The sequence below is a fragment of the Halomonas sp. 3A7M genome, from assembly GCF_014897875.1.
In the GTDB taxonomy this organism is placed as follows: Bacteria; Pseudomonadota; Gammaproteobacteria; order Pseudomonadales; family Halomonadaceae; genus Vreelandella.
In genome coordinates this window covers 1-22,376 of the sequence record NZ_JABUZD010000165.1, presented here as the reverse complement: position 1 = coordinate 22,376, position 22,376 = coordinate 1, and the positions used below count along the sequence as shown (strand labels likewise).

The window sequence follows — 22,376 nt, the reverse complement described above, 5'->3', positions numbered from 1 at the left end:
GCATGGCGTTTAGCATTCACGAGGGCACTGATTCAGCCAGTATGCGCGGCGCCCAACGCTGTTCAAGCTCCGCAGCAGGTAAGGGCCTCGCAAAATAGAATCCTTGCACTAACGTACAGCCGGCGTTAACCAGAAACTGACACTGCTCCTGAGTTTCTACGCCTTCGGCGACCACTTCCAGTCCCATCCCCTCTGCCATCGCCAACACGGCCGTTACAATAGCGGCATCCGCTTGGTCATGAGGCAGTTCACGAATAAACGCACGATCTAGCTTAATTTTATCTACCGGCAGTCGTTTCAAATAACCAAGCGATGAATAGCCAGTACCAAAATCATCGATGGCAATCGCATAGCCCTGGTTACGCAGCGCCTGCAGGCGAGGCCCCATATCCCCGGCACGCTCGTCCAGCAAAACAGATTCTGTCAATTCCAAGCCAATTTGCGACGTTTTTAGCTGGTAGCGTTCTAAACAACTAGACAGCTGAGTTTCCAGGTCTCCCTGAAAAAGCTGCAGCGCAGAAATATTGACCCATACCGTCACTTTTGGCATACCGCTGTATTGCCAATGCGCCTGCTGGGCACAGGCTTTTTCGATCACCCAACTACCGAGTTCGGCCATCAGTCCATGACGTTCAGCAAGCGGTATAAAGTCGCCTGGCGAGATCATGCCATCCTCAGGGTGACGCCAGCGCAGCAGCGCTTCCATACCCACTAAATCGCCAGTTCCTGGGTGATGCTGCGTTTGGTAATGCAGCTCCAACTGGTCACCGGATATCAACGCGGCCCGCAAATCGCTGACCAGAGCAAGCTGGGGGTTATCTTGTTTATCCAGCGCGGGGCGAAACCGCTGGCTGAGATTACGCCCTAAGCGCTTGGCACTATATAAGGCAGACTCTAGCCGCTGAAAAAGCACGCCGGAATCATTGCCATCTTCAGGGGCGCGACAGCTACCTATCGTTAACCCCAGACGTAGCGATTGATCTTTTATTTCGAATGGTCGGCTCATGTGCTCACGCAAGGTCGCTACCCACTGATCATGGTCGTCGAAGGTGGTCGTGCGAATCACCATAAATTCATCACCACCCAACCTACCCACTACGCTGCCAGCCATATAACCCGTTAATCGTTGGGCAAAGCGCGCTAACAAGCGGTCACCCTGCTCGACCTCTAAGCTGTCATTCACCGACTTGAGCCCGTCAATATCAATCAACGCCATATCCAAGCTTTCACCTGCACGCAGATGGCGCAGCCGAGAGGACATCAGATCGTGTAAGCGGCGCCGGTTTGGCAACCCCGTTAGCGGGTCTTCATAACCAATTCGGCGCAAATCACGCTCGCGGGCTTTTTGGGAGGAAATATCGGTAAAGAGACTGATGAAGTGAGTAATTTTGCCGCGTTTGTCGGTAACCGCACGGACCTTTAGCCACTCGGGATACTCATCACCGTGCTTGCGGCGATTCCACATCTCGCCCTCCCAACGGCCAGTCGCCTTTAGCGTGCTCCAAAACGTCCGATAAAACGCTTTATCGTGACGCTGAGCCGCTAACGTCTCTAGCTTACGGCCAATCATTTCCTGACTTTCGAAGCCGGTAATTTGAGTAAAGGCCGGATTGACCGTCAAGACGCGATTATGCACATCGCTGATGACAATGGCGTCACTCGCCAACCCTATGGCATCTTGCGAAAGGCGTAGCCGTAAATATTGTTGGCGTATTTGGTTCCAAGCATCCCACATACCAAATGCAACCAAGCTGGCCGCCACCATACGTAACGCCGAGTCAGGCACCCACACACAAGCGGGCAGCGCTATTAACGCCATCCATACCAGCGGACGATTAAGAGAAACAGGCAGCCACATGGCGGTTTAGTGTGTCCTATAAATGAGCCAAACAGGGCATGGGTTACAGATCTGGCATCATGCCGCTTAACAAAAAAACATGGATACACCATATTACGTCAATAGGGCGTTTATTGTGCAGAATCGCGTATTTGAAATAACGAAATACTAACAACCTCTATCGGCAGGCAGGTAAAAAGCTGTAGAGAAAACACGATAAGTGCCCAACAACGTGCATTCAGAGGTTTCGGGAAGTAGACTAGACCCAACTACCATCTTGATACTCGGAACGATTCAGTGACCAAGCAACATTCCTTTGATCGCGAAGAACTGCTGGCCTGCTCGCGCGGCGAGCTATTCGGCCCAGGCAACGCACAGCTTCCGGCTCCCAATATGCTGATGCTTGACCGCATCATGCACATTCACGAAGAAGGTGGTGTGCATGGTAAAGGCGAGCTAATTGCCGAACTGGACATCACCCCGGACCTGTGGTTTTTTGATTGCCACTTCCCCGGCGACCCAGTCATGCCAGGCTGTTTGGGGCTAGATGCCATGTGGCAGCTTGTGGGTTTCTACCTGGGTTGGCTTGGCCACCCAGGCCGTGGACGTGCACTGGGCTGTGGCGACGTAAAATTCAGCGGCCAAATTCTACCCGACGCGAAAAAAGTGACATATCACATTAATGTGAAGCGCATTATTACCCGTCGGCTTATTCTAGGCATCGCCGACGGCACTGTATCCGTCGACGGACGCGATATATACCAGGCTAATGATTTGCGCGTTGGCCTATTCACCTCCACTGCGAATTTCTGACAGGAGGCTCCCATGCGACGAGTGGTAGTCACCGGCCTTGGCATCGTATCGTGCTTAGGCAACGACCAGCAACAGGTCTTAGACGCGCTCAAAAACGGGCGCAGCGGTATTCGTTTTAAGGAAAAGTACGCCGAACGCGGCTTCCGTAGCCATGTAGCGGGTAGCGTCGACATCGACCTTGATTCCCTCATTGACCGCAAACTTCGCCGATTTATGGGCGACGCGGCAGCGTATGCCTATGTGTCTATGGCACAAGCCATTGACGATTCGGGGCTCTCTGAAGAGCAGGTGTCCAACGAACGGACTGGGCTTATAGCCGGGTCTGGCGGGGCATCCAGCGCGAATCAGGTAGAAGCCGCCGATGTCATGCGCGAAAAAGGCCTACGTCGTGTGGGGCCATACCGTGTTACCCGCACGATGGGCAGCACCGTGTCGGCATGCTTGGCAACGCCATTTAAGATTAAAGGCGTTAATTTCTCTATCTCATCCGCCTGCGCGACGTCTGCTCACTGCATTGGTAGTGCGATGGAACAAATCCAGCTTGGTAAGCAGGATATCGTGTTTGCCGGTGGTGGCGAAGAAGAGCACTGGACCCTTTCTTGCTTATTTGATGCGATGGGTGCCCTTTCAACTCATTACAACGATACGCCTGAGAAAGCCTCTCGCCCTTATGATCAAGCGCGCGATGGGTTTGTCATTGCTGGTGGCGGTGGCATGTTAGTGCTTGAAGAGCTGGAGCATGCTAAAGCCCGCGGCGCCAAGATATACGGCGAATTGGTGGGCTACGGCGCCACCTCCGACGGCCACGATATGGTTGCCCCTTCCGGGGAAGGTGCGACGCGTTGCATGCGTCAGGCCATGGCGACGGTTGAGGGTGATATTGATTATATTAACACCCACGGCACGTCTACGCCGGTCGGCGATGTGGCTGAACTGAAGGCGATCCGTGAGGTGTTTGGCAATACCACACCTGCTATGAGCTCAACCAAGTCGCTTACCGGCCACTCGTTAGGCGCAACCGGCGTTCAAGAAGCGATTTATTCGCTGCTAATGATGCAAAATGACTTCGTCGCTGCCTCAGCTAATATCGAGCATCTTGATGAGCAGGCGGATGGGTTCGACATCGTTAGAGAGCGACGTGATGGCGTTACCATCGACCGTGTGCTTTCCAACAGCTTTGGGTTTGGCGGCACTAACGCTTGCTTGGTATTTCAGCGCTTTGATGGCTAATTCCTAGTCATGCAGTGCATGTGCAGTACGCTATAAAAAACGGCGCCTTAAGGCGCCGTTTTTTATAGTCATCGAAAGATTGCTGATCTTAACGAGACGTAGGCCGCGGCACCTCTGAAATCTCTTGCAGCTGCCCCTCTATCCAGGCTTCAACATCCATCAGCACCTCATCGGGTGTCCGGCCTGCCGTCTCGATAGGCGCACCAATACGCACCCGAAGAACACCGGGACGCTTTACCCAATGGCGTCCAGGCCAGCGTTCACCAGCATTATGCGCCACTGGCAGCACTGGCACGCCTGCTCGGCAGGCCACCACGCTACCGCTCTTGTTGTAGCGCTTTCGAACCCCTGGGTCGACACGCGTTCCCTCTGGAAAAATAAGCACTGACAGCCCAGTTCCCAGTCGCGCGACGCCCTGGGTCAACACCTGCTTCATAGCGCGGGCAGGCTTAGAGCGGTCCAGACTAATCGGTCGCAACAAGCGTAACCCCCAACCAAATATAGGCAGTCGCAACAACTCCTGCTTTAATACCGTGCAAACGGGTGGCTTCATCACCTGCAGAAACACCGTTTCCCACTCGCATTGATGGTTGGCCTGGATCACACAAGGGCCCGCTGGAATATTTTCTCGCCCCTGAATGTCGTAGCGCACGCCACACGCAATTTTGAACCACGCTATCAAAAAATGGTTATAGAGGTTTAGCAAACGATAACGGGCAGCCAAAGGCAAAAACGGCGCAATTGGCAAAAAAAGAATGCCAATCAACAGCATGGCAGAAAAATATCCCACATAAAAAACCAAGCTGCGAACCAGATTGATCAAGCCAACTCTCCTGTCCCTTCACCCTGCTGTTGTTCCCGCATCAAACACCACGCATCCAGCATTCGCCCTACCTCCAGCCGCCATGGCTTTTGATGGACACCAAACACATCAAGCACACGGCGGCAATTAAGGACTCGCCGCAGCTTGGCATCATGGTGATGGTTAAGTGCTTGTACTTCACCAAGGGCTACGCTTTCACCGCGGCCTTCCAGATGGGTTGCCAGTTGGGTGCGAACCATTGAGGTAAACGTAAACGCACTAACCGGCTCGGTGCCCGCTAAGTGGTAAGCCCCCCAAGCATCGGCACCACAGACTTGCTGCTGTAGCATGCCAATCAACGCCATGGCGACAGCGTCGGCAGACGTCGGGCAAAAAATAACATCTTCAGCGGCGCGAGCAGGCTGGCCAATCATCAAGCTATCGATTATCTCGTTTAGCCACGCATGGCTGCCTTCCAGCGCAAACAAGGGACCTAAGCGAACAATGAGATGCCGGTGATACCCAGCACGAATACGGTCACCCGCTTGCACTAAGCGGCGCAGGCTTTCATCCCGAGGGGCAGGCACCACATGTTCATCGATGGGAATTTCAAAACCATCTTCGTAAAGTTGGTCTGAAACACACCACACCAGCGCAATGCCTTGTGCTTGGCAGGCATCGACGCAGGCATCAACGGCATCGGCATGTGCCATTACATCGGCAGGCGCCATACTGAGCGGGTGCGCTAATGGGGGGATAATCACCGCATCAGGTGTAATCGCTTGGAGTTGAGCAGAGGTAATCGTGGTCCCCTGCTCAATAACAAGCTCTGTATCCGTTCGACGACTGGCTTCCCGGGCTAATGCCAAACTTAAGCAGTGCCCCGCATCTAGTATCAGCAGCTTCAAAACAGAACCTCCCCCTCACCTAACCCCTGGAATGTAGCGAACTATTCAGTTCAGGCGCTAGAACGGAATTTCGTCGTCAAAATCATCGAAGTTGCCTGGATCCGGAGCCCCATAATTGCTGTTTTGATTGGCGGGAGCTGGCTGACTGTGTTGTGGCCCACGAGCAGGCTGGGGCGCGCCGCCATAGTTACCTTGAGGAGCACCGCCCTGGGGAGGGTAACCACCCTGCTGAGGCATACCGCCACCCTGATGCCCCTGAGAGGCCGAATGCTGAGGAGCGGGGTGCTGCGGCGCGTGTTGCTGCTGGGCTGGTGCGCCTTGTGCAGGGTTATTTTGTGCGTAACCACCTTGAGGTGCTCCGCCACCCTGGAAATCGCCGCCACGACTATCTAGCATCTGCATGTCGTTGGCCACAATTTCCGTGCTGTAGCGATCTTGACCGTTTTGGTCTTGCCACTTACGGGTTTGTAGACGACCTTCAATGTAGACCTTAGAGCCCTTTTTCAGGTACTGCTGGGCAATCTCAGCGGTCTTATTGAACAACACAATGCGGTGCCACTCGGTACGCTCTTGGCGCTGTCCACTTTGGCGGTCCATCCAGGTGTCAGACGTCGCCAAATTCAGGTTTGCTACCGCCGTTCCGGAGGGCGTAAAGCGTACTTCAGGGTCTTGGCCCAGATTACCAATCAAAATGACTTTGTTAATACCGCGCGCCATAGGTCGCTCCTTTCAATAATCGGTCATATATCAATACCAGTGCCCTCAAGGGTATCACTGATACGGCTGACAGGCCTGAATGCCATGCAGCAAATGTGTGTAAAAGCTTCGGTATGTGTTTAAACCTGGAGGTGTAAACGCTTGCTGTACCAATAATCAGAAATGGTCGTTACGTCTTAGGTGGTGATAGCAACCTGCTCAGCGCTGCTTGATCGAGTTCTTTGCGGTTCACTTTTAGGTACATCAAGCGCTCTTCCGGCACCACCATCACATCTTCCACACCCACGACATCGGCTAGATGCTCCATCAACAGATTTAATGCATCAGGCTGTGTATCGTGTAGTGCTACGACCTCACTGGAGAGAGGCGGTGGTGACGGCATGCGCCACATTGCCAGCCACCATAGCAGCGCCAGCCCTGCACAGCCGAAGAACACCGCATCAAGCCCCCATAGGTTCGACAACAAGCCACCCAGCGTGCCTCCTAAAAAAGCGCCCAAAAACTGACTGGTCGAGTACACCCCCATCGCCGTGCCTTTAGCACCCGCGGGAGCCAGCTTACTGAGCATTGACGGCAGCGTGGCTTCGAGCAAGTTAAATCCTGTAAAAAAAACAAATAGCCATGCGAATAGCCAGCTCTCTTGGGAGAATGGCAGCCCCAGGCTGCCCAAGCTAATGACGATGGCGCCGATTGCCAGCAGGCATATTAATTTCATGCGCTGGTATTTCTCTGCCACGATCACCAGCGGCACCATGGCAATAAATGACAGCGCCATAATCGCTAGGTAAGCCAGCCCGTGATACTCAATCGCAACGCCTGCATTTAACAGGCGGAAAGGAACAGCAACAAAAATCGCCATTAACACCAGATGCAGCGAAAAAATCGACAGATCTAGCCGCCATAAATCGGGGCGCGTAATAACACTTTTAAACTGCTGGCGATCCATCCCCACATCGCGGTGGCGCAAACGGCGGGGGGCGGGTGGCACCCATCGCCAAAGCACCACTAAACCGACCAGCGTTAACAGCGCCGTAAACCAAAAAACGCCCGCCAGACCCGCCCAGGCCGCCAGCCAGGGGCCAAGAACCATGGCGATAGCAAACGATACGCCAATGGAGAGCCCAATCGTGGCCATCGCCGCCGTTCGCACCTGCTCACGGGTTTGGTCTGCTAATAGCGCCATAATCGCTGCAGCAACGGCTCCACAGCCCTGCAACGCACGGCCCAAAATAATCCCGCCAATGGAGTCGGCCACCGCAGCGACCACGCTTCCTACGGCGAAGATCAGTAGGCCCATGGCAATAACGCGTTTACGACCAATGCGGTCTGACAGCAGGCCAAAGGGAATCTGTAGCGTTGCCTGAGTTAGCCCATAGACACCTAATGCGACACCAATTAGCAGGGGGGTAGCGCCACTTAAGGTGTCGGCATATAGCGCCAACACCGGCAGCACCATAAACAGCCCCAGCATACGAGACGCATAAAGCCCGGCTAAGCCGCTGATTGCACGGCGTTCAGTGGCCAGCAGCAGTGCGGAAACCTTGCGCATAATACCCTTGTGGTCAATAAAGAGGCTGAACAGCCCGAGATAACCGTCCATTCTAGCGCTTTGTATCCACGCTGGAAACGCCAAGCGCTGACAGCATATCGATATGGAGCTTTGCCGGAAGGGGGACAGCAAACGTATAATTACGCTTTTGCCACGCGATTCGAGGTGTTGATGGACAGCATTCTGGTCAGGGGTGCACGCACCCACAACCTCAAGCAGATCGATGTGGAGCTGCCCCGCGACAAACTTATCGTCATTACCGGCCTTTCTGGCTCAGGTAAGTCGTCGCTGGCGTTCGATACGCTCTACGCTGAGGGACAACGCCGCTATGTGGAGTCACTTTCCACCTATGCGCGTCAGTTCCTTTCGATGATGGAAAAACCCGATGTAGATCACATCGAAGGGCTTTCACCTGCGATCTCTATTGAGCAGAAATCCACTTCCCACAACCCACGCTCTACCGTCGGCACAATTACCGAGATTTACGACTACCTGCGTCTACTGTTCGCCCGGGCAGGCACACCACGCTGTCCAGAGCACGGCGAAGAACTGGAAGCACAAACCATTTCCCAAATGGTCGACCAAGTCATGAATCTGGCCGAAGGCACCAGGCTAATGCTGCTGGCGCCGGTGGTGAAAGGCCGTAAAGGGGAGCACCTGCAACTGCTGGCAGAATTGCGGGCTCAAGGCTTCGTTCGGGTACAGATTGATGGCCAAGTGCTAGAGCTTGACGATATTGCCCCGCTCGACAAGCGCAAGAAACACGATATCAGCGTAGTGGTTGACCGTTTTAAAGTACGCGATGATATTGCCCAGCGTCTGGCAGAATCGTTTGAAACCGCCATTAATCTCGCCGACGGCACGGCGATGATCCACTTTATGGATGGCGACCAGCAAGATCTTGCCTTTTCGGCACGCTTTGCCTGCCCGGTATGTGGCTATTCGCTTTCTGAACTTGAGCCGCGGATGTTTTCGTTCAACAACCCAGCGGGGGCTTGCCCCACCTGTGATGGCTTAGGCGTTCAGCAATATTTTGACCCCGACAAGTTGATTAGCCATCCGGAACTTTCGCTAGCAGAAGGCGTGATTAAGGGCTGGGATCGGCGCAATATTTATTACTTTACCCAGCTCCAGGCGCTGGCTAAACATTACCAGTTTGAGCTTGAAACGCCATGGATTGAGCTGGCCAGCCATGAGCGTGAGATTATTTTAAATGGCAGTGGCAGCGAACAAATTCCCTTTGTCTATGTGGGGGACCGTGGCCGCAAGGTGACGCGCGAGCACGCCTTTGAAGGCGTATTACCCAATATGCAGCGCCGCTATCGGGAAACCGAATCCAACATGGTGCGTGACGATCTGGCCAAGTATATCGCCGTGCAGCCCTGCGCTACCTGTGGCGGCTCGCGGCTGCGCAAGGAGTCACGCCATGTGTTTGTCGATGACCATAACATTGCCGATATTGTGCATTTACCTATCGGCGAAGCGTGGCGCTACTTTGCCGAGCTTTCCCTACCGGGCCGCAAAGGCGAAATTGCCGACAAAATCGTTAACGAAATTCATGCCCGCCTAGAGTTTTTGGTCAATGTCGGGCTGGATTATCTGAACCTTGAGCGCAGTGCTGACACGCTCTCAGGCGGTGAAGCCCAACGGATTCGTCTTGCCAGCCAAATTGGCGCGGGGCTAGTAGGGGTCATGTATATTCTTGACGAGCCTTCTATCGGCCTTCACCAGCGGGATAACGACCGCTTATTGAAAACCTTGGAGCGCCTGCGGGATTTGGGTAATACGGTGATTGTCGTCGAGCATGACGAAGACGCGATCCGTGCGGCTGACCATGTCCTGGATATCGGCCCAGGTGCAGGTGTCCATGGCGGTGAAATCGTCGCCCAGGGCACCCCTCAAGACGTGATGGACAACCCCAATTCGCTGACGGGCCAGTACTTATCGGGAACACGGGAAATTGCCGTTCCCCCCTATCGCATTCCTGGCAACCCTGAAAAACAGTTGGTGGTGCGCGGCGCGACTGGCAACAACTTGCAGGACGTCACCATCAGCCTCCCGTTGGGGCTGTTTATTGCCGTCACGGGGGTTTCCGGCTCGGGCAAGTCGACGCTGATCAACGGCACCCTGATGCCGATTGCGGCCCGCGAGCTTAACCGCGCGACTACCTTGACCCCGGCTCCCTATGAGAAAGTAGAGGGGCTTGATCAGCTTGATAAAGTGATCGATATTGACCAGAGTCCTATCGGTCGTACGCCGCGCTCAAACCCAGCCACCTATACCGGTATTTTCACCCCGATTCGTGAGCTGTTTGCGGGCACTCAGGAAGCGCGTTCGCGGGGCTACAAGCCAGGCCGCTTCAGCTTTAACGTTAAAGGCGGCCGCTGCGAAGCATGCCAGGGCGAAGGTATGATTAAGGTAGAGATGCACTTCCTGCCGGATATTTATGTGCCTTGCGATGTGTGTAAAGGCAAGCGCTATAACCGCGAAACGTTGGATATCCACTACAAAGGCAAAACAATCCACGAAGTGCTGGCCATGACGGTAGAAGATGCTCTGGAGTTCTTCAGCCCAGTGCCTGCTATCGCTCGTCGTTTACAAACCCTGTTGGATGTAGGCCTTTCCTATATTCGCCTAGGACAAAGTGCCACCACCTTGTCTGGCGGTGAAGCGCAGCGTGTCAAACTGGCCCGTGAGCTAGCCAAACGTGACACCGGAAAAACACTTTATATCTTAGATGAGCCAACCACCGGCCTACATTTTGAGGACATCCGTCAGCTACTCACGGTACTCCATCGCCTGCGCGACCACGGCAATACTATTGTGGTGATCGAGCACAACCTGGATGTGATCAAAACGGCCGACTGGATTATTGATCTTGGCCCAGAAGGTGGCTCTGGCGGTGGGCAAATTATTGCCGAAGGAACCCCAGAGCAGATTGCCAAGCAGAGCGTTTCCCATACCGGGCATTTCCTGGCACCATTGTTAAAACGCGGTAATCGTGTCAAAAAAACCGCCTAGAGCCACTTCCAGGGTGGGTTGATACTCACCCTGGAAAATGACAGCGATACGCTTGCCCCTCCCCCTAGGACGACAAGAGAGCAGAAAAGACCAAGCAACATAGGACGGCTCTGTTTATATTAAACAACAACGCGGCTTGTTAATCGTTGCTAATCTTTCAGGAGAAGGAAGCTGTGGATCAGGATAACAGCTGCATTATTAGTCACTTCAGTCACTACTGCTCACTCACTGAAGCAGAAAAAGCACTATTAATCGAATTGGAAGAGAGCCCTACTGATATCAAAGCAGGTTCACTGCTGTGGGAAGTTGACGCCCCCGCGAATGAGTTTTGCACCTTGCGCAGTGGCTGGGCTTACTCCTATCGACATTTAGAAAACGGCGATCGGCAAATTCTGGAAGTATTTTTACCTGGCGATATTATCGGTTTGCGAGAGTTTGCGTTTTCCAGGCGGCTGGAAAACGTGCGCATGATTACTGACGGCGTGGTCTGTCATTTCCCCCATAAGCGCATGTTAGAGCTGTTTCGTCAGTCACTAACGCTGACCTCGGTGATGTTTGCTATTGGCAGTCGCCACCAGGCTCTACTCACGGAACGGCTGATCAACTTAGCGCGGCGTAGCGCTAGACAAAAAATGGCCCACTTTCTCCATGAAATGTATCTACGCTTACGCCAAACCAACCATGACATCAGCGGACAGTTCCGCTTGCCACTTTCTCAAGAGCAGTTAGCCGACATTCTGGGCTTAAGCCCTGTTCATGTGAGCCGCACGTTTAGTGCATTGAGTGAAGATAGCTTGGTATTCCGTGACCGTCATAACGTCACTATTCCCGATTTAAAGGCCTTGGCTACCGAGGGGGAATTCGACGACTGTTATTTAACCGATAACGTCAGGCCGCTACTTATTAGCGCCTGAGCCTTAGCGCCTAAATCAGCGGCAGGTTTTCTGTTCTTAAAACTTTTTGTTCTCAAAACAAGCAACGCCGCGTGGTTCTCTAGACCACGCGGCGTTGTTCGTTAGCGTTCTAGTGGGCTTATCTGGCTTAGCCGCACTTAGACCAACCGCAGCCTGCGTAGCAGGTTGGACAGCCATCCATCATAATAAGCTCACCGCGACACTCAGGACAGTTACCCACGGTTGCAGGGCCACTGCCTTCAGGCTTTTTTACGGCGTTTTCTTGCTGCTCAGCGGCACCGCCCAGCGACTCCACGGCTCCAATCGCCGGGCTTGTGTCTGGCTCGTCGGCCGGTGGCTGCCAAGCATGGCCATGCTGCATACGGTGCGCATAACGCTCTACCAGCAACTCTACCGGTACTTGGTTACCATCCTGATCCAAGAAACCGCGCCGATAAAGAATCTGCTGGATCGACCAAGCAATCGCCGCCACTTCGGAATCGTGGAACATAGGCTTGTTCCAACGGTTCATACCACAGCGCACTAAGCCTTTATCCCACGCCACTTTGCGTAAGTCAGCCACCGCTTGGGTGACATAGCCCCCACGCGCAGCAAGGGAAAGACTACGCATCGTCGCCGTAATCCACTGATGTTCGCTGGAAAGCTGTCCTGATGGGAAAAAGAACTCGACCGGGCGCTCAATCACCACACGTCGGCCACCTACCACGCCTTCTACCGGCATAAAAGAGACCAGCAGGTAAACTTTTTTGCGGCCTTCCGCACCCACGTAAGAGATCTTTTCGGATACCGCTTCTAACGTTCCCTCTGGACGCGAGGGGATCCTGACCGTTAGCGGGTCTTCTTCCGGTAGCTCAGGGGCTGGCGTTGTTTGCTCCTGCTGCTTGATACGGTAACCAACGATTTTTGAGGTAATTTCTACAGCCATGGTGTTCTCCACTTAGCAAAGGGTGTCGGGCGATGTTCGTAGCAAGGCGTAGCCCGCCCTTACCATTTGCCGTAGGTGCCCTCTTTTAAGGCATCAAACAGGTTGGCGGCGTTATGCTCTTCACCGTCATAAACCACCGTTTCATCGCCGGCCAGCTCTAAGGTTTCGCCATTTTCCAGTTCAAACACGTAGGTGGTATTTTTTAAATCATCTTCGCGTACCAGAACGCCCTGAAATGCCTCTGGGTTGAAGCGGAACGTGGTGCAGCCTTTTAAGCGACTCTCATACGCCTGGAGGTAGAGATCCTGGAATTTCTCAAACGGGAACTCTGTCGGCACGTTAACTGTTTTAGAGATTGCCGAGTCAATCCACTGCTGAGCGGCCGCCTGCACGGCCACATGCTGCTCAGGCGACACTGAGTCTGCGGTAATAAAGTAGTCGGGTAAATCGCTTTCCACCGCATCGGCGGCAATAAAGTGACGATAAGCGGCTAACTCAAACGAGACAACCTCAACCTGCTCTTTGGTTTTCTTACCCGATTGAATGATATTGCGGAAATAACGGTGCGAGAACGAGGGTTCAATGCCGTTAGAGGCATTATTACCCATCGATAGCGAAATCGTACCAGTGGGCGCAATAGAGCTGTGGTGGGTGAACCGTGCACCATGTTCCGCCAACTGTGTGACCAACTCAGGATCGAGCTCAGCCACTTTCGCCATATACTGGCTATAGCGGGCATGCAGAATACGTCCTGGTACTTTATCACCCACTTCATAACCATCGGCAGCGAGTTGGGGGCGCTCACGCATCATCTTCGGTGTAATCGTATGCTCTTGCTCAAGCACAGGCGCCATGCCTTTCTCTTTAGACAGCTCTAGCGCTTGCTTCCAGCCTTCCAGCGCGAGGTGGCGGCTAACTTCTTCGGTAAAGGCCAGCGACGCTTGAGAGCCATAGGGTATTTTAAGCATGGTCATCGTTGAACCAAGCCCCAAAAAGCCCATGCCGTGGCGGCGCTTGGCTTCAATCTCACGCTGTTGCTGCGGCAGTGGCAAGCCAGCAATTTCCACGACGTTATCGAGCATGCGAGTGAAGATCGCTACCACCTTGCGATAGCGTTCCCAATCAAAGCGTGGCTTGTCACTAAACGGCTCAATCACAAACTTGGTCAGGTTGACCGATCCCAGCAGACAAGCGCCTTCTGGCGGCAGCGGCTGCTCGCCACATGGGTTGGTCGCGCGGATATCTTCGCAGAACCAGTTATTGTTCATGCGATTGACTTGATCAATCAGAATAAACCCAGGTTCAGCGTAGTCATAGGTCGAGGACATAATGGTGTCCCACAACTCGCGCGCTTTAATGACTTCAACGACACGGCAAGCCACGCGGCCTTCATCGTCGACCGTATAGCCCTCTTCAATGACGGGCCAGTCGCGATAAATCAAATCACCCGCTTTGACATCGTCTTTTTCACCAGGGTGCAATGGAAACGCCAGCGGCCAGTCGGCGTTGTGCTTCACTGCTTCCATAAATTCGTCGGTAATCAACAGGCTAAGGTTGAACTGGCGCAGACGACCAGCTTCTCGCTTAGCTTGGATAAACTCACGAACATCAGGATGACCAACGTCGAAGGTGCCCATCTGAGCGCCTCGACGTCCACCTGCGGATGCCACGGTGAAACACATCTTGTCGTAGATATCCATAAACGCCAGCGGCCCGTTAGTGCCAGCACCAGCGCCAAACACAAACGCTCCCTTATGGCGCAGCGTCGAAAAGTCGTAGCCAATACCGGCGCCAGACTTCAACGTCATGCCAGCATCAACGACGGAGTCGAGAATATCGCGCATAGAGTCGCGAATAGTGCGCGAAACCGTGCAGTTAATCAGGCTGACCGCAGGTTTGTAGGCTTCAGCGCCCGCATTGGAAAGGATTCGTCCGGCAGGAATAGCGCCGTTTTCTAACGCCCAGCGGAATTTTGGCAGCCACTCGTTAGCATTGTCACCTTCAACCGCCGCTAACGCTCGCGCGACACGCTCAAAGGTAGCACCCACATCCTGATCAACAGGTTGGCTATGGCGATCTTTTAACCGATATTTAGCATCCCAGATATCTTTTGAGGGAACCTGTAGTGGGACGTCATTCGAAGTCTTCATAGCCTTTGCTGCGGTGCTCATGTCGCGAAACTCCTTCACAACGGGGTGAAATTAGCGCTCAAAACGGTGCGATTATACGTTCTGCGACTATGAAGTATAGACTTGACTTTACACTATATGCGGCATTTTTCTTGTTAAAGACTACTACATATAGAAAAATCAGCGCGTTACCTTTTGCTTATCTTCAACAAACGATAGGCTAATGTTTTTCTTGTGCGATGCCACCCCTATGCCTACTTTAAAGCCTTTTGCGTTAGCGGCCTTCAGCGCCCTACTTTCCAGCACTGCGCTGCCTAGCATGGCAGCAACGTTCAATATTGATGCCGAACAGCCCCACGATCATTGGCAGTCAATGGCGTTAACGTTAGGCAGTGAGCGGCACTTTCGCGCCGTGGAAACTCATAGCTATTCGGATGCCACCTTGAGTTTGAACGCAACCCAAGGTGTTTGCGACTTACCATGGCTGGAAATGCGGGTCACGCTGGCTGAACAGCAAGGCGAAAGTCGCGCGGTTAACTTAGTGCCTACCAGGATCCGGGTGGATGATACGCCTATCATTGATACCATGGCCGAGTTTATTACCGAGCGTGGCGATGATGGGTTTTATGCGCACTTCTACCTAAGCGACCTGCAAACATTAATGGCGCAAATGAGCCAGGGAGAGCAGCTGTTTATTGGTTTCGATCAACAGGATAGCGACCCTTGGTATATGACCTTTAGTCTTGACGGTGCTGATGATGCCATAGCGAGAATACAGCGCTTATGCGACCGCGCCGACGACCAATGATAGCGCGTGTCACTGCACGCTTTTGTCAGCGATTTCAACGCGGTTACGCCCATTATGTTTAGCTCGGTACATCGCAGCATCGGCCCGGGCGATGATAGTCTTGCAGCTATCATCGGGCTGCCATACTGCGACACCGATGCTGACCGTTATCGGTTGGCCCAAGCCCTTCACCTGCAGTGTTGCCACTAGCCCACGTAATCGTTCAGCAAGCCCTTCGGCGGCTTCAATACTGGAGTGGGTCGCCAATACCACAAACTCTTCCCCTCCCCAGCGCCCCAAATGATCACAGCCCCGCAGTGAACTTTCCACCATGCGTGCTAGCGAAATCAGCACATCATCGCCCACGCTATGGCCGAGGGTGTCATTGATCTGTTTAAAATGGTCGACGTCAAATAACAACAGCGCGAAAGCCGCCCCATAGCGTTTTGCTGCTACCAGCTCTGCATCAATAGCCTGCTCGATGCGGTAGCGGTTCCACACCTGAGTGAGCGGGTCAAAATGTGCCAACTGCTCTAACCGCTGATTCGCTTCTGCCAGCGCTTTACGCTCGCGCTCCAGATGCATATTGAGCGTGCTGATCTCATAAGCAGAAATGGCCAGCGTTAAATCTTCTCCTAAATCTATCGCGGCTAGCCGCTCAACCCGTTGCCAGGCTTCGCTTTTTCCTGTGACCTCCTCGCACCACGCGTCAGAAGGCGACATCATCATAGGTGGCAGGGATGCTGAAGAGGGCTGCATCGCCCAGTAGAGCGTTTCCACTTGCTCAGGACGAAAAAACATCAGCCAGCCGCGCTGAGCAGGATCGGTAGGCAGCGGCACGGCGAGTACTCCACTCTGCTCTAGCATGTCTAAAGAGCATGTTAGCGGCTCTTTGGCTGTCTCTTGGGTACACCATGGGCCACTATGGATATGGGATTTTTCAATCCGCGTGACCAGTTGGCCGATCGTTTCCGGCTTGGGCGTATTGCCTGATTGATAGATACTGCCTTTCACCCATAACGCAACGCCATTGGCACGAAAGAGCGACTTCCATGTCTCGGCATGCTCCGCAAACAGCTGATAAGGCCCCTGAGGCTTTAAGCGATTATTACTTGAAAGCACCAGGCTATCTTGTACGCGCTGCAAATAGCGCGCCTCTTGGCGAGCTCTCAGCAGTAACAGCCGCTGCGTAGCCATTTGCACCAAGGTGCGTACCGCATCTCGTACGGGCGGCGCTACGGGGTAAGGCGCTGCCGAGTGGCAGAATAGCAGCCCCCAAAGGCCGGTATCTCCCTGCATGGCCACGCTTAATGCGCCGCGCACGCCAAGTCGCTGTAAGTACTGTTGACGCTCAGGGGCAGGGGCACGCAAGAAGCTGTCACTTACATCTACCACCACACTCGCTGGCAGTAAGTGCTCGTAGGGTGCTGCGACATCTTGGATCAGCCGCACCGGATGGCGCTCATAGGCACGCCGTAATGCAATGGGGAAGTCTTTGGCGGGAAAGCGTTGCCCTAACAAGGCAGGCAAACGAACCGCCGCTAATTCGACACTCGACTGAGCGCGCCCTTTAGCTAACGACTCGGCTACGATCAAACCATGCCAGTCACTATCGAAATGGCATACAGACACCCGGTCATGCCCGGTTAATTCTTGTACCGACATCACTAGGTAATCAAGTAGCTCTTCTTGATGGGTCGCTTCCGCTAAGCGCATCAGGCGTTCGTTCACCGTGCCAAGCAGACGCTGCTTACCGAGGGAATGAAGGGGTTCTATCTCAACTAACACATGCGCACCGGCACGGTAAGCATGTAACTGGAAACGGTTTGATCGAGCGGGACACTTAAAGGTGAGAGGCCCCGGCAAACGCTGCTGACCTTGGAGCTCATAGCGTACGCGCTGGCTTAAGCGCTTGCCTAGAACGCTGGAGAGCGTTGCGAGACGCCCTTCAGGAAGGCTTACTCTCAGCAATTCAACAAAGTTGCTACTAAATGCCTGTATGCGCCGACAGTCAGCATCGAGCACCAGTAATGCACCGAACGACTGTAGTAGCGAGTGATGCTTCGACACAGAGATGGCCTCAAGAAATCTCTTTACCCCTCAGTCTGCTGCCTTAGCAACAGTTCAACGCGCCGGTTGGCGGATCTACCTTCCGGCGTTGCGTTACTTTCCATGGGTTGGGTATCGGCGTAACCGACTGCCCGCATACGTGAAATAGCAACTCCCTGGCGCTCAAGATACTGGACCACCGCAATGGCGCGCCCTACCGAGAGATTAGGGGTCACACTATTAACAACCGCATAGTTCAATGCGGTTGAGTCTAGTGTTTCACCCTCAGCATCTTGAGCCTCTAGCTGAACCGTGTAACGACCACTGGCAGCGGCTTCGCCCTGTTCGTTTTTACCGTCCCACTGGAAAGACTGCACACCAGCCTCTACCGCACCCAAGTTATAGCGTCTGATCACCTCGCCACCTTGGCCAACAATCACTGCGGTAAGCTGGTCGGCGGGTTTAGCAAGCTCGACACCAAACGGTGTCGTATAAGACTTTCCTTCACTATCCTGCTCTAGCATGACCTTGTTGCCAGGCACCATCACACCTTGGCCAATCAAGCCACTTGCTTGCAGTGCTTGGTTGGCATCCATTTGGCTAGTAATGCTCTGCAAAGTGGTGTTCAGCTCTTCAATCCCACTTACCGTATTAATTTGTGCGATCTGGGAGGTCATTTCCGCATTCTCCATCGGATTCAGCGGATCTTGATTCTGTAGCTGAGTAATCAGCAGCGTTAGAAAACTGCTACGCAACTCATCTGATGCGCTCTGCTTTAACTGGGAACCACTGCCGCCGCCATTAATTGCCGAAAGTGTTGTCGGGTCGATTGTGCTCATAATTAACCCTCACCCAGTGATAGCGTCTGCACCATCATCTGCTTCGTTGTGTTGAACACTTCTACGTTGGCTTGATAGGAGCGCGACGCCGAGATCATGTTGACCATTTCATGCACAGGTTCAACATTGGGCTTGGCGACATAGCCTTCTTCATCCGCAGCAGGATGGTTTGGCATGTATTGCAGACGTAGCGGAGCGTCGTCTTCCACTACCTCAGTGACACGTACGCCACCGACGCCATATCGATTATTGTGCGCTTGGGTTTCAAACATCACTTGTTTGGCCCGATAAGTCTCTCCATCAGGGCCTGCAATGCTGTCGGCATTGGCCATATTGCTAGCGGTAACATTCATACGCTGCGCCTGGGCGCTCATGGCCGAACTAGCAATATCAAAGGCTGAAAACATCGACATAGATTACTTTCTCCTACCGCTCGGTTATTCCGGCTGCATCGCGTTTTTCAGGCCCTGAATTCGGCGATTCATGATGGTGAGTGCGGCTTGGTAACGAACAGCATTGTCTGCAAACTGTGTCCGCTCACGATCCATATCGACCGTATTGCCATCCAAGCTGGGCTGATCGGGGATGCGATAAAGCAGCTCTGCACTGCCTACACCACGCCATGCTGGGCCTTCACCTTGCAGATGATGTTCTGACGTTCGTGCAAGCGTCAGTGCGCCATTTTGCTGTTGCTGTGGCTGGCTGCCCGCAACGGCCTTCTTTAACTCACTGGCAAAGTCGAGATCGCGCGCTTTATAGTTAGGCGTATCGGCATTGGCAATATTGGCTGCCAGCACGTCATGACGCGCTTGACGCAAGCCCAGTGCCTGCTGGTGATAGTTAAAGGCAGATTCAAGCTGATCAATCATGCCAATCCTCGTTCGCTGAGAGGCAAATTAAAACGGATATTATTGATGATGAATAATAGGCTTCGCTTCGTCAGCCTAAAGCATGGAACAGCTGCCGTTTACACCAGCATTTCATATGATGCACAGGGTACTTTTGCACTACACTGCACGGTTGATGATTATCATCTGCTTCCCTTCGATTGAGCGACTCTCCCATGCCACACCCGCTGCGCCCAACGCGATCCTATCTGGCGACTCTTAAGCAAATACTTTGCCTATCACTGCTCAGCCTTGGCTTTTCATTTCACGCGCATGCGAATAACCAACTGTTGATGGATACCGTTCAGCAGTTTCTTTATCAAGAATCTCAATCGCTTGGGCAGGAAGTGTTGATTGATATCTCACCTCCCTCTGCACATTTGCCTGAGTGCATTGCACCCGACCCCTTTTTCCCGAATGCTAATCAATCCCCTCTCGGGCGTGTTTCGGTCGGTGTGCGCTGTGGCGAAAATCGTCGTCAAGTGCGGTATATTCAGGCGCAGATTGATATCATTGGCAGCTACGCTGTGGCTGGCCAGGATATTGATAGGGGCACGCTCATCACGAGTGATATGCTGACATCACGAGAAGGCAATCTTGGGGATCTAGCCGCCCAAGCACTTACCAACCAAGACGATATTATCGGTATGGTCGCACAGCGTCCTATTCGTAGTGGCAGCACTTTCCAGCCCCATTACCTTCAAGCGCCTCAAGTGGTGAAACGAGGGCAGCGCGTCACTGTCATAGCAGAAGGCGCTGGTTTCCGAGTGTCACGCGAAGGAGAGGCCTTGTCTGATGGTGCACAAGGCGAACGTATCCGTGTGCGCTTTGATACGCGGGAATTAGTCACCGCACGCGTCATTGGTCAAGGAACATTGGTGATAGATTTTTAATCTAATGCCTAAAGTCCTTACTACCCAGGCCGATAGTAGGTAATACAGCGCATGCCGCACCAACGTTGACGATGAGGCAAACAACGTGAAAATCGATAACATTAATCCGTTGCTACGTTCTAATCAGGCGCAGCAGCGTGATGAAGCACAGAAAATAGGCGGCAATAAGCCAGCCGAAGCAGACAGCGCGACACGATCAGCAACGCAACTTAGCCAAACGCATACGGATAGCTCACACGATATCGATACGGCAAAAGTTGAGGAAATTCGCGAAGCTATTCGTGAAGGGAAGCTAGAGATTCGTGCGGATCGCATTGCTGATGGCTTAATTGCTAATTTAAAAGATTTATAAGCGAACTATTATGGGTCTTTCACGACTGCTCTCAGATCAATTGCAACGCCTTGATGAATTAGTGCTGCTGCTCTCAGATGAACAAGCACAGCTCACTAAGGGCAGCATTGACGGCGACGCTCTCGCTGCTATAGCCCTAAAAAAGCAGGCGCTGCTAATTGAGCTAGAACGCATTGAGCAATTGCGCCGAAGCGTGCAAACAAAGCTTGGCTATGCAGACGGCGCCCTTGGCGCCAAGCAAGCCGCTAACGATGCTGGCTGCTTGGCTACCTGGGAAAGCTTGCTCGAAAAAAGCGAACGCGTATCACGCATGAACGAATTAACTGGGCAAATGCTATCGCTTAGAATGAAGCATAACCAGGAAATGCTGGATTACATTCGCCAAATTGCTGAAAAAACCCTCTATAAGCCAAATGGGCGCAACAATGCCCAACCAGGTCGCTTTAACGCATCTGCCTAGTATTTCCGCACATTCATAGACAAAACCTATACAAGAAGCTTCAATGTGAACAATGATATTCACAATTGGAGCCGAAGAATGCTTTCCCACCTTCCAGAAAACTTTACCGCTGTTGTCATCGGTGCCAATGGCGGCATAGGTAACGCTATTATTAAGAGGCTGCTTGCCGATACCCATGTGGGTAATGTCGTTGCCGTAAGCCGTTCACCTATTGCTTCTCAAGACCCATCTTTTCAAGGCGCACCCGTTGAGGTGGTGAACGTCGATATCATCACACAATCAGGCCGTGAGACTCTTTGCCAACAGTTAAACGGTCGCCCGGTACACCTGCTATTCAATGCTATTGGTACGCTGCATGATGAGGCGCGTAATGTGCAGCCTGAGAAACGCTTAGAGCAGTTAGATGAAGCATCATTCGCTCATGTTATGCATGTTAATGCAGCCACACCTGCCCTATTGATTAGCGCATTGCAGGGCAAGCACCCGGTTACCATCGCCAGCTTATCGGCACGCGTTGGATCTATTGGCGATAATGGGCATGGCGGCTGGTACAGCTACCGTGCCAGTAAAGCAGCGCACAACATGTTAATGAAGACCATCTCCATCGAACTCAAACGACTGAACAAGCAGTCCATTGTATTGTGCCTGCACCCAGGCACCACAGATACATCGCTGTCGAAACCTTTCCAGGCTCGTGTACCCAGCGAAAAGCTATTTACACCTGATTTCGTCGCTGAACAATTATTGAAAGTAATGTCTCAACGCACCCCCAAAGATACCGGCAGCTTCTGGGATTGGGCTGGCAAGCCTATCGAATGGTAAATGTTAGGCAAAAAAAATCCCCCAGGGCGCAAGCCCTGGGGGATTTTTAGTAAAAGTGCCTGACGATGATCCGGGCGGCGCTCCGCTACTCTCCAGGGGAGACCCCTAAAAAGCAAAACCCCGACCAAATGGCCGGGGTTTCTCAATAAGTGCCTGACGATGACCTACTCTCGCATGGGGAGACCCCACACTACCATCGGCGCTAAGCGGTTTCACTTCTGAGTTCGGCATGGGATCAGGTGGTTCACGCGTGCTATGGTCGTCAGGCGTAACTTTTAATGTATATCATGCTGAACATGTTACTGATGTTTTGTGGCGTCTCTTTCGTCTCAAGCCCTTCGTGTGTCACGTTGGGCTTGATTCGCGTATCCGGTTCTCTGAGTGTCTTCACACTCGTCTCGTTATCACTGCGACCAGACCCCTTGGGTGTTATAGGGTCAAG

20 protein-coding genes and 1 rRNA gene are annotated in these 22,376 nt (G+C 53.0%); 9 read left to right on the top strand and 12 right to left on the bottom strand.

Annotation, left to right across the window (positions count from 1 at the left end; translation table 11 throughout):
* Nucleotides 1-16 precede the first annotated feature (16 nt).
* A complete protein-coding gene (locus INT19_RS15690; protein WP_193061450.1) occupies nucleotides 17-1,858 on the bottom strand; it encodes a putative bifunctional diguanylate cyclase/phosphodiesterase in 1,842 nt (613 codons plus the stop codon).
* Nucleotides 1,859-2,134: 276 nt separating this feature from the next.
* Here INT19_RS15690 and fabA point away from each other — a divergent pair, with 276 nt between their 5' ends.
* Complete coding sequence (fabA, locus tag INT19_RS15685; RefSeq protein ID WP_038480285.1) at nucleotides 2,135-2,650, top strand: 3-hydroxyacyl-[acyl-carrier-protein] dehydratase FabA; 516 nt, start codon at nucleotides 2,135-2,137, stop codon at nucleotides 2,648-2,650.
* 12 nt (nucleotides 2,651-2,662) lie between these two features.
* A complete protein-coding gene (gene fabB / locus INT19_RS15680) occupies nucleotides 2,663-3,880 on the top strand; it encodes a beta-ketoacyl-ACP synthase I (protein WP_193061449.1) in 1,218 nt (405 codons plus the stop codon).
* 88 nt (nucleotides 3,881-3,968) lie between these two features.
* On the opposite strand, the gene INT19_RS15675 is transcribed toward fabB, so the two are convergent.
* The 4 genes from INT19_RS15675 to INT19_RS15660 all read right to left on the bottom strand — a co-directional run bounded on the left by INT19_RS15675 (nucleotide 3,969) and on the right by INT19_RS15660 (nucleotide 7,856).
* A complete protein-coding gene (locus tag INT19_RS15675) occupies nucleotides 3,969-4,703 on the bottom strand; it encodes a lysophospholipid acyltransferase family protein (RefSeq protein ID WP_193061448.1) in 735 nt (244 codons plus the stop codon).
* On the bottom strand, nucleotides 4,700-5,590 hold the full coding sequence (locus INT19_RS15670) for a sugar nucleotide-binding protein (protein WP_125744877.1): 891 nt from the start codon (nucleotides 5,588-5,590) through the stop codon (nucleotides 4,700-4,702). Before INT19_RS15670 ends, INT19_RS15675 begins: the two co-directional genes overlap by 4 nt.
* A 57-nt stretch (nucleotides 5,591-5,647) precedes the next feature.
* A complete protein-coding gene (ssb, locus tag INT19_RS15665) occupies nucleotides 5,648-6,307 on the bottom strand; it encodes a single-stranded DNA-binding protein (protein ID WP_125744875.1) in 660 nt (219 codons plus the stop codon).
* Between the two features lie 169 nt (nucleotides 6,308-6,476).
* Entirely contained in the window at nucleotides 6,477-7,856 is a 1,380-nt protein-coding gene (locus tag INT19_RS15660) for an MFS transporter (RefSeq protein WP_193061481.1), read from the bottom strand.
* Nucleotides 7,857-8,027: 171 nt separating this feature from the next.
* On the opposite strand from INT19_RS15660, the gene uvrA reads away from it, so the two are divergent.
* Both uvrA and INT19_RS15650 read left to right on the top strand, forming a co-directional pair.
* Nucleotides 8,028-10,877, top strand: a complete 2,850-nt coding sequence (uvrA, locus tag INT19_RS15655) for an excinuclease ABC subunit UvrA (protein WP_193061447.1) — start codon at nucleotides 8,028-8,030, stop codon at nucleotides 10,875-10,877.
* A 173-nt stretch (nucleotides 10,878-11,050) separates the two neighbouring features.
* A complete protein-coding gene (locus INT19_RS15650) occupies nucleotides 11,051-11,791 on the top strand; it encodes a Crp/Fnr family transcriptional regulator (RefSeq protein WP_193061446.1) in 741 nt (246 codons plus the stop codon).
* A gap of 127 nt (nucleotides 11,792-11,918) precedes the next feature.
* Here the strand turns inward: INT19_RS15650 and INT19_RS15645 are convergent, their stop codons facing one another.
* Nucleotides 11,919-12,716 (bottom strand): ribonucleoside-diphosphate reductase, encoded by a 798-nt coding sequence (locus tag INT19_RS15645; RefSeq protein WP_193061445.1) that lies wholly within the window; start codon nucleotides 12,714-12,716, stop codon nucleotides 11,919-11,921.
* Nucleotides 12,717-12,775: 59 nt separating this feature from the next.
* Nucleotides 12,776-14,887: an adenosylcobalamin-dependent ribonucleoside-diphosphate reductase gene (locus INT19_RS15640; RefSeq protein WP_120385953.1), complete on the bottom strand. Its 2,112-nt coding sequence runs from the start codon at nucleotides 14,885-14,887 to the stop codon at nucleotides 12,776-12,778.
* 208 nt (nucleotides 14,888-15,095) lie between these two features.
* On the opposite strand from INT19_RS15640, the gene INT19_RS15635 reads away from it, so the two are divergent.
* A complete protein-coding gene (locus tag INT19_RS15635) occupies nucleotides 15,096-15,653 on the top strand; it encodes a hypothetical protein (protein ID WP_193061444.1) in 558 nt (185 codons plus the stop codon).
* Between the two features lie 9 nt (nucleotides 15,654-15,662).
* Here the strand turns inward: INT19_RS15635 and INT19_RS15630 are convergent, their stop codons facing one another.
* The 4 genes from INT19_RS15630 to flgB are packed head-to-tail and all read right to left on the bottom strand — an operon-like array spanning nucleotide 15,663 to nucleotide 19,389.
* Entirely contained in the window at nucleotides 15,663-17,702 is a 2,040-nt protein-coding gene (locus INT19_RS15630; protein WP_193061443.1) for a sensor domain-containing diguanylate cyclase, read from the bottom strand.
* Between the two features lie 23 nt (nucleotides 17,703-17,725).
* The gene (locus tag INT19_RS15625; protein ID WP_193061442.1) at nucleotides 17,726-18,520 is read right to left on the bottom strand and encodes a flagellar hook capping FlgD N-terminal domain-containing protein; all 795 of its coding nucleotides are present in this window, start codon (nucleotides 18,518-18,520) and stop codon (nucleotides 17,726-17,728) included.
* A gap of 2 nt (nucleotides 18,521-18,522) precedes the next feature.
* Complete coding sequence (gene flgC, locus INT19_RS15620) at nucleotides 18,523-18,933, bottom strand: flagellar basal body rod protein FlgC (RefSeq protein ID WP_038480124.1); 411 nt, start codon at nucleotides 18,931-18,933, stop codon at nucleotides 18,523-18,525.
* 24 nt (nucleotides 18,934-18,957) lie between these two features.
* Nucleotides 18,958-19,389 carry a flagellar basal body rod protein FlgB gene (gene flgB / locus INT19_RS15615; RefSeq protein WP_193061441.1) on the bottom strand — a complete coding sequence of 144 codons (432 nt, stop codon included), beginning with the start codon at nucleotides 19,387-19,389 and terminating at the stop codon, nucleotides 18,958-18,960.
* 194 nt (nucleotides 19,390-19,583) lie between these two features.
* Here flgB and flgA point away from each other — a divergent pair, with 194 nt between their 5' ends.
* From flgA to INT19_RS15595, 4 genes are all read left to right on the top strand, one after another.
* Nucleotides 19,584-20,300 (top strand): flagellar basal body P-ring formation chaperone FlgA, encoded by a 717-nt coding sequence (flgA, locus tag INT19_RS15610; RefSeq protein ID WP_193061440.1) that lies wholly within the window; start codon nucleotides 19,584-19,586, stop codon nucleotides 20,298-20,300.
* 85 nt (nucleotides 20,301-20,385) lie between these two features.
* Nucleotides 20,386-20,652, top strand: coding sequence for a flagellar biosynthesis anti-sigma factor FlgM (flgM, locus tag INT19_RS15605; RefSeq protein ID WP_038480118.1), 267 nt, complete (start codon nucleotides 20,386-20,388; stop codon nucleotides 20,650-20,652).
* A gap of 10 nt (nucleotides 20,653-20,662) precedes the next feature.
* On the top strand, nucleotides 20,663-21,112 hold the full coding sequence (locus INT19_RS15600) for a flagella synthesis protein FlgN (protein WP_193061439.1): 450 nt from the start codon (nucleotides 20,663-20,665) through the stop codon (nucleotides 21,110-21,112).
* Between the two features lie 78 nt (nucleotides 21,113-21,190).
* Nucleotides 21,191-21,934, top strand: coding sequence for an SDR family NAD(P)-dependent oxidoreductase (locus tag INT19_RS15595; RefSeq protein ID WP_193061438.1), 744 nt, complete (start codon nucleotides 21,191-21,193; stop codon nucleotides 21,932-21,934).
* 151 nt (nucleotides 21,935-22,085) lie between these two features.
* Here the strand turns inward: INT19_RS15595 and rrf are convergent.
* Nucleotides 22,086-22,201 (bottom strand): 5S ribosomal RNA (gene rrf, locus INT19_RS15590).
* Nucleotides 22,202-22,376 lie beyond the last annotated feature (175 nt).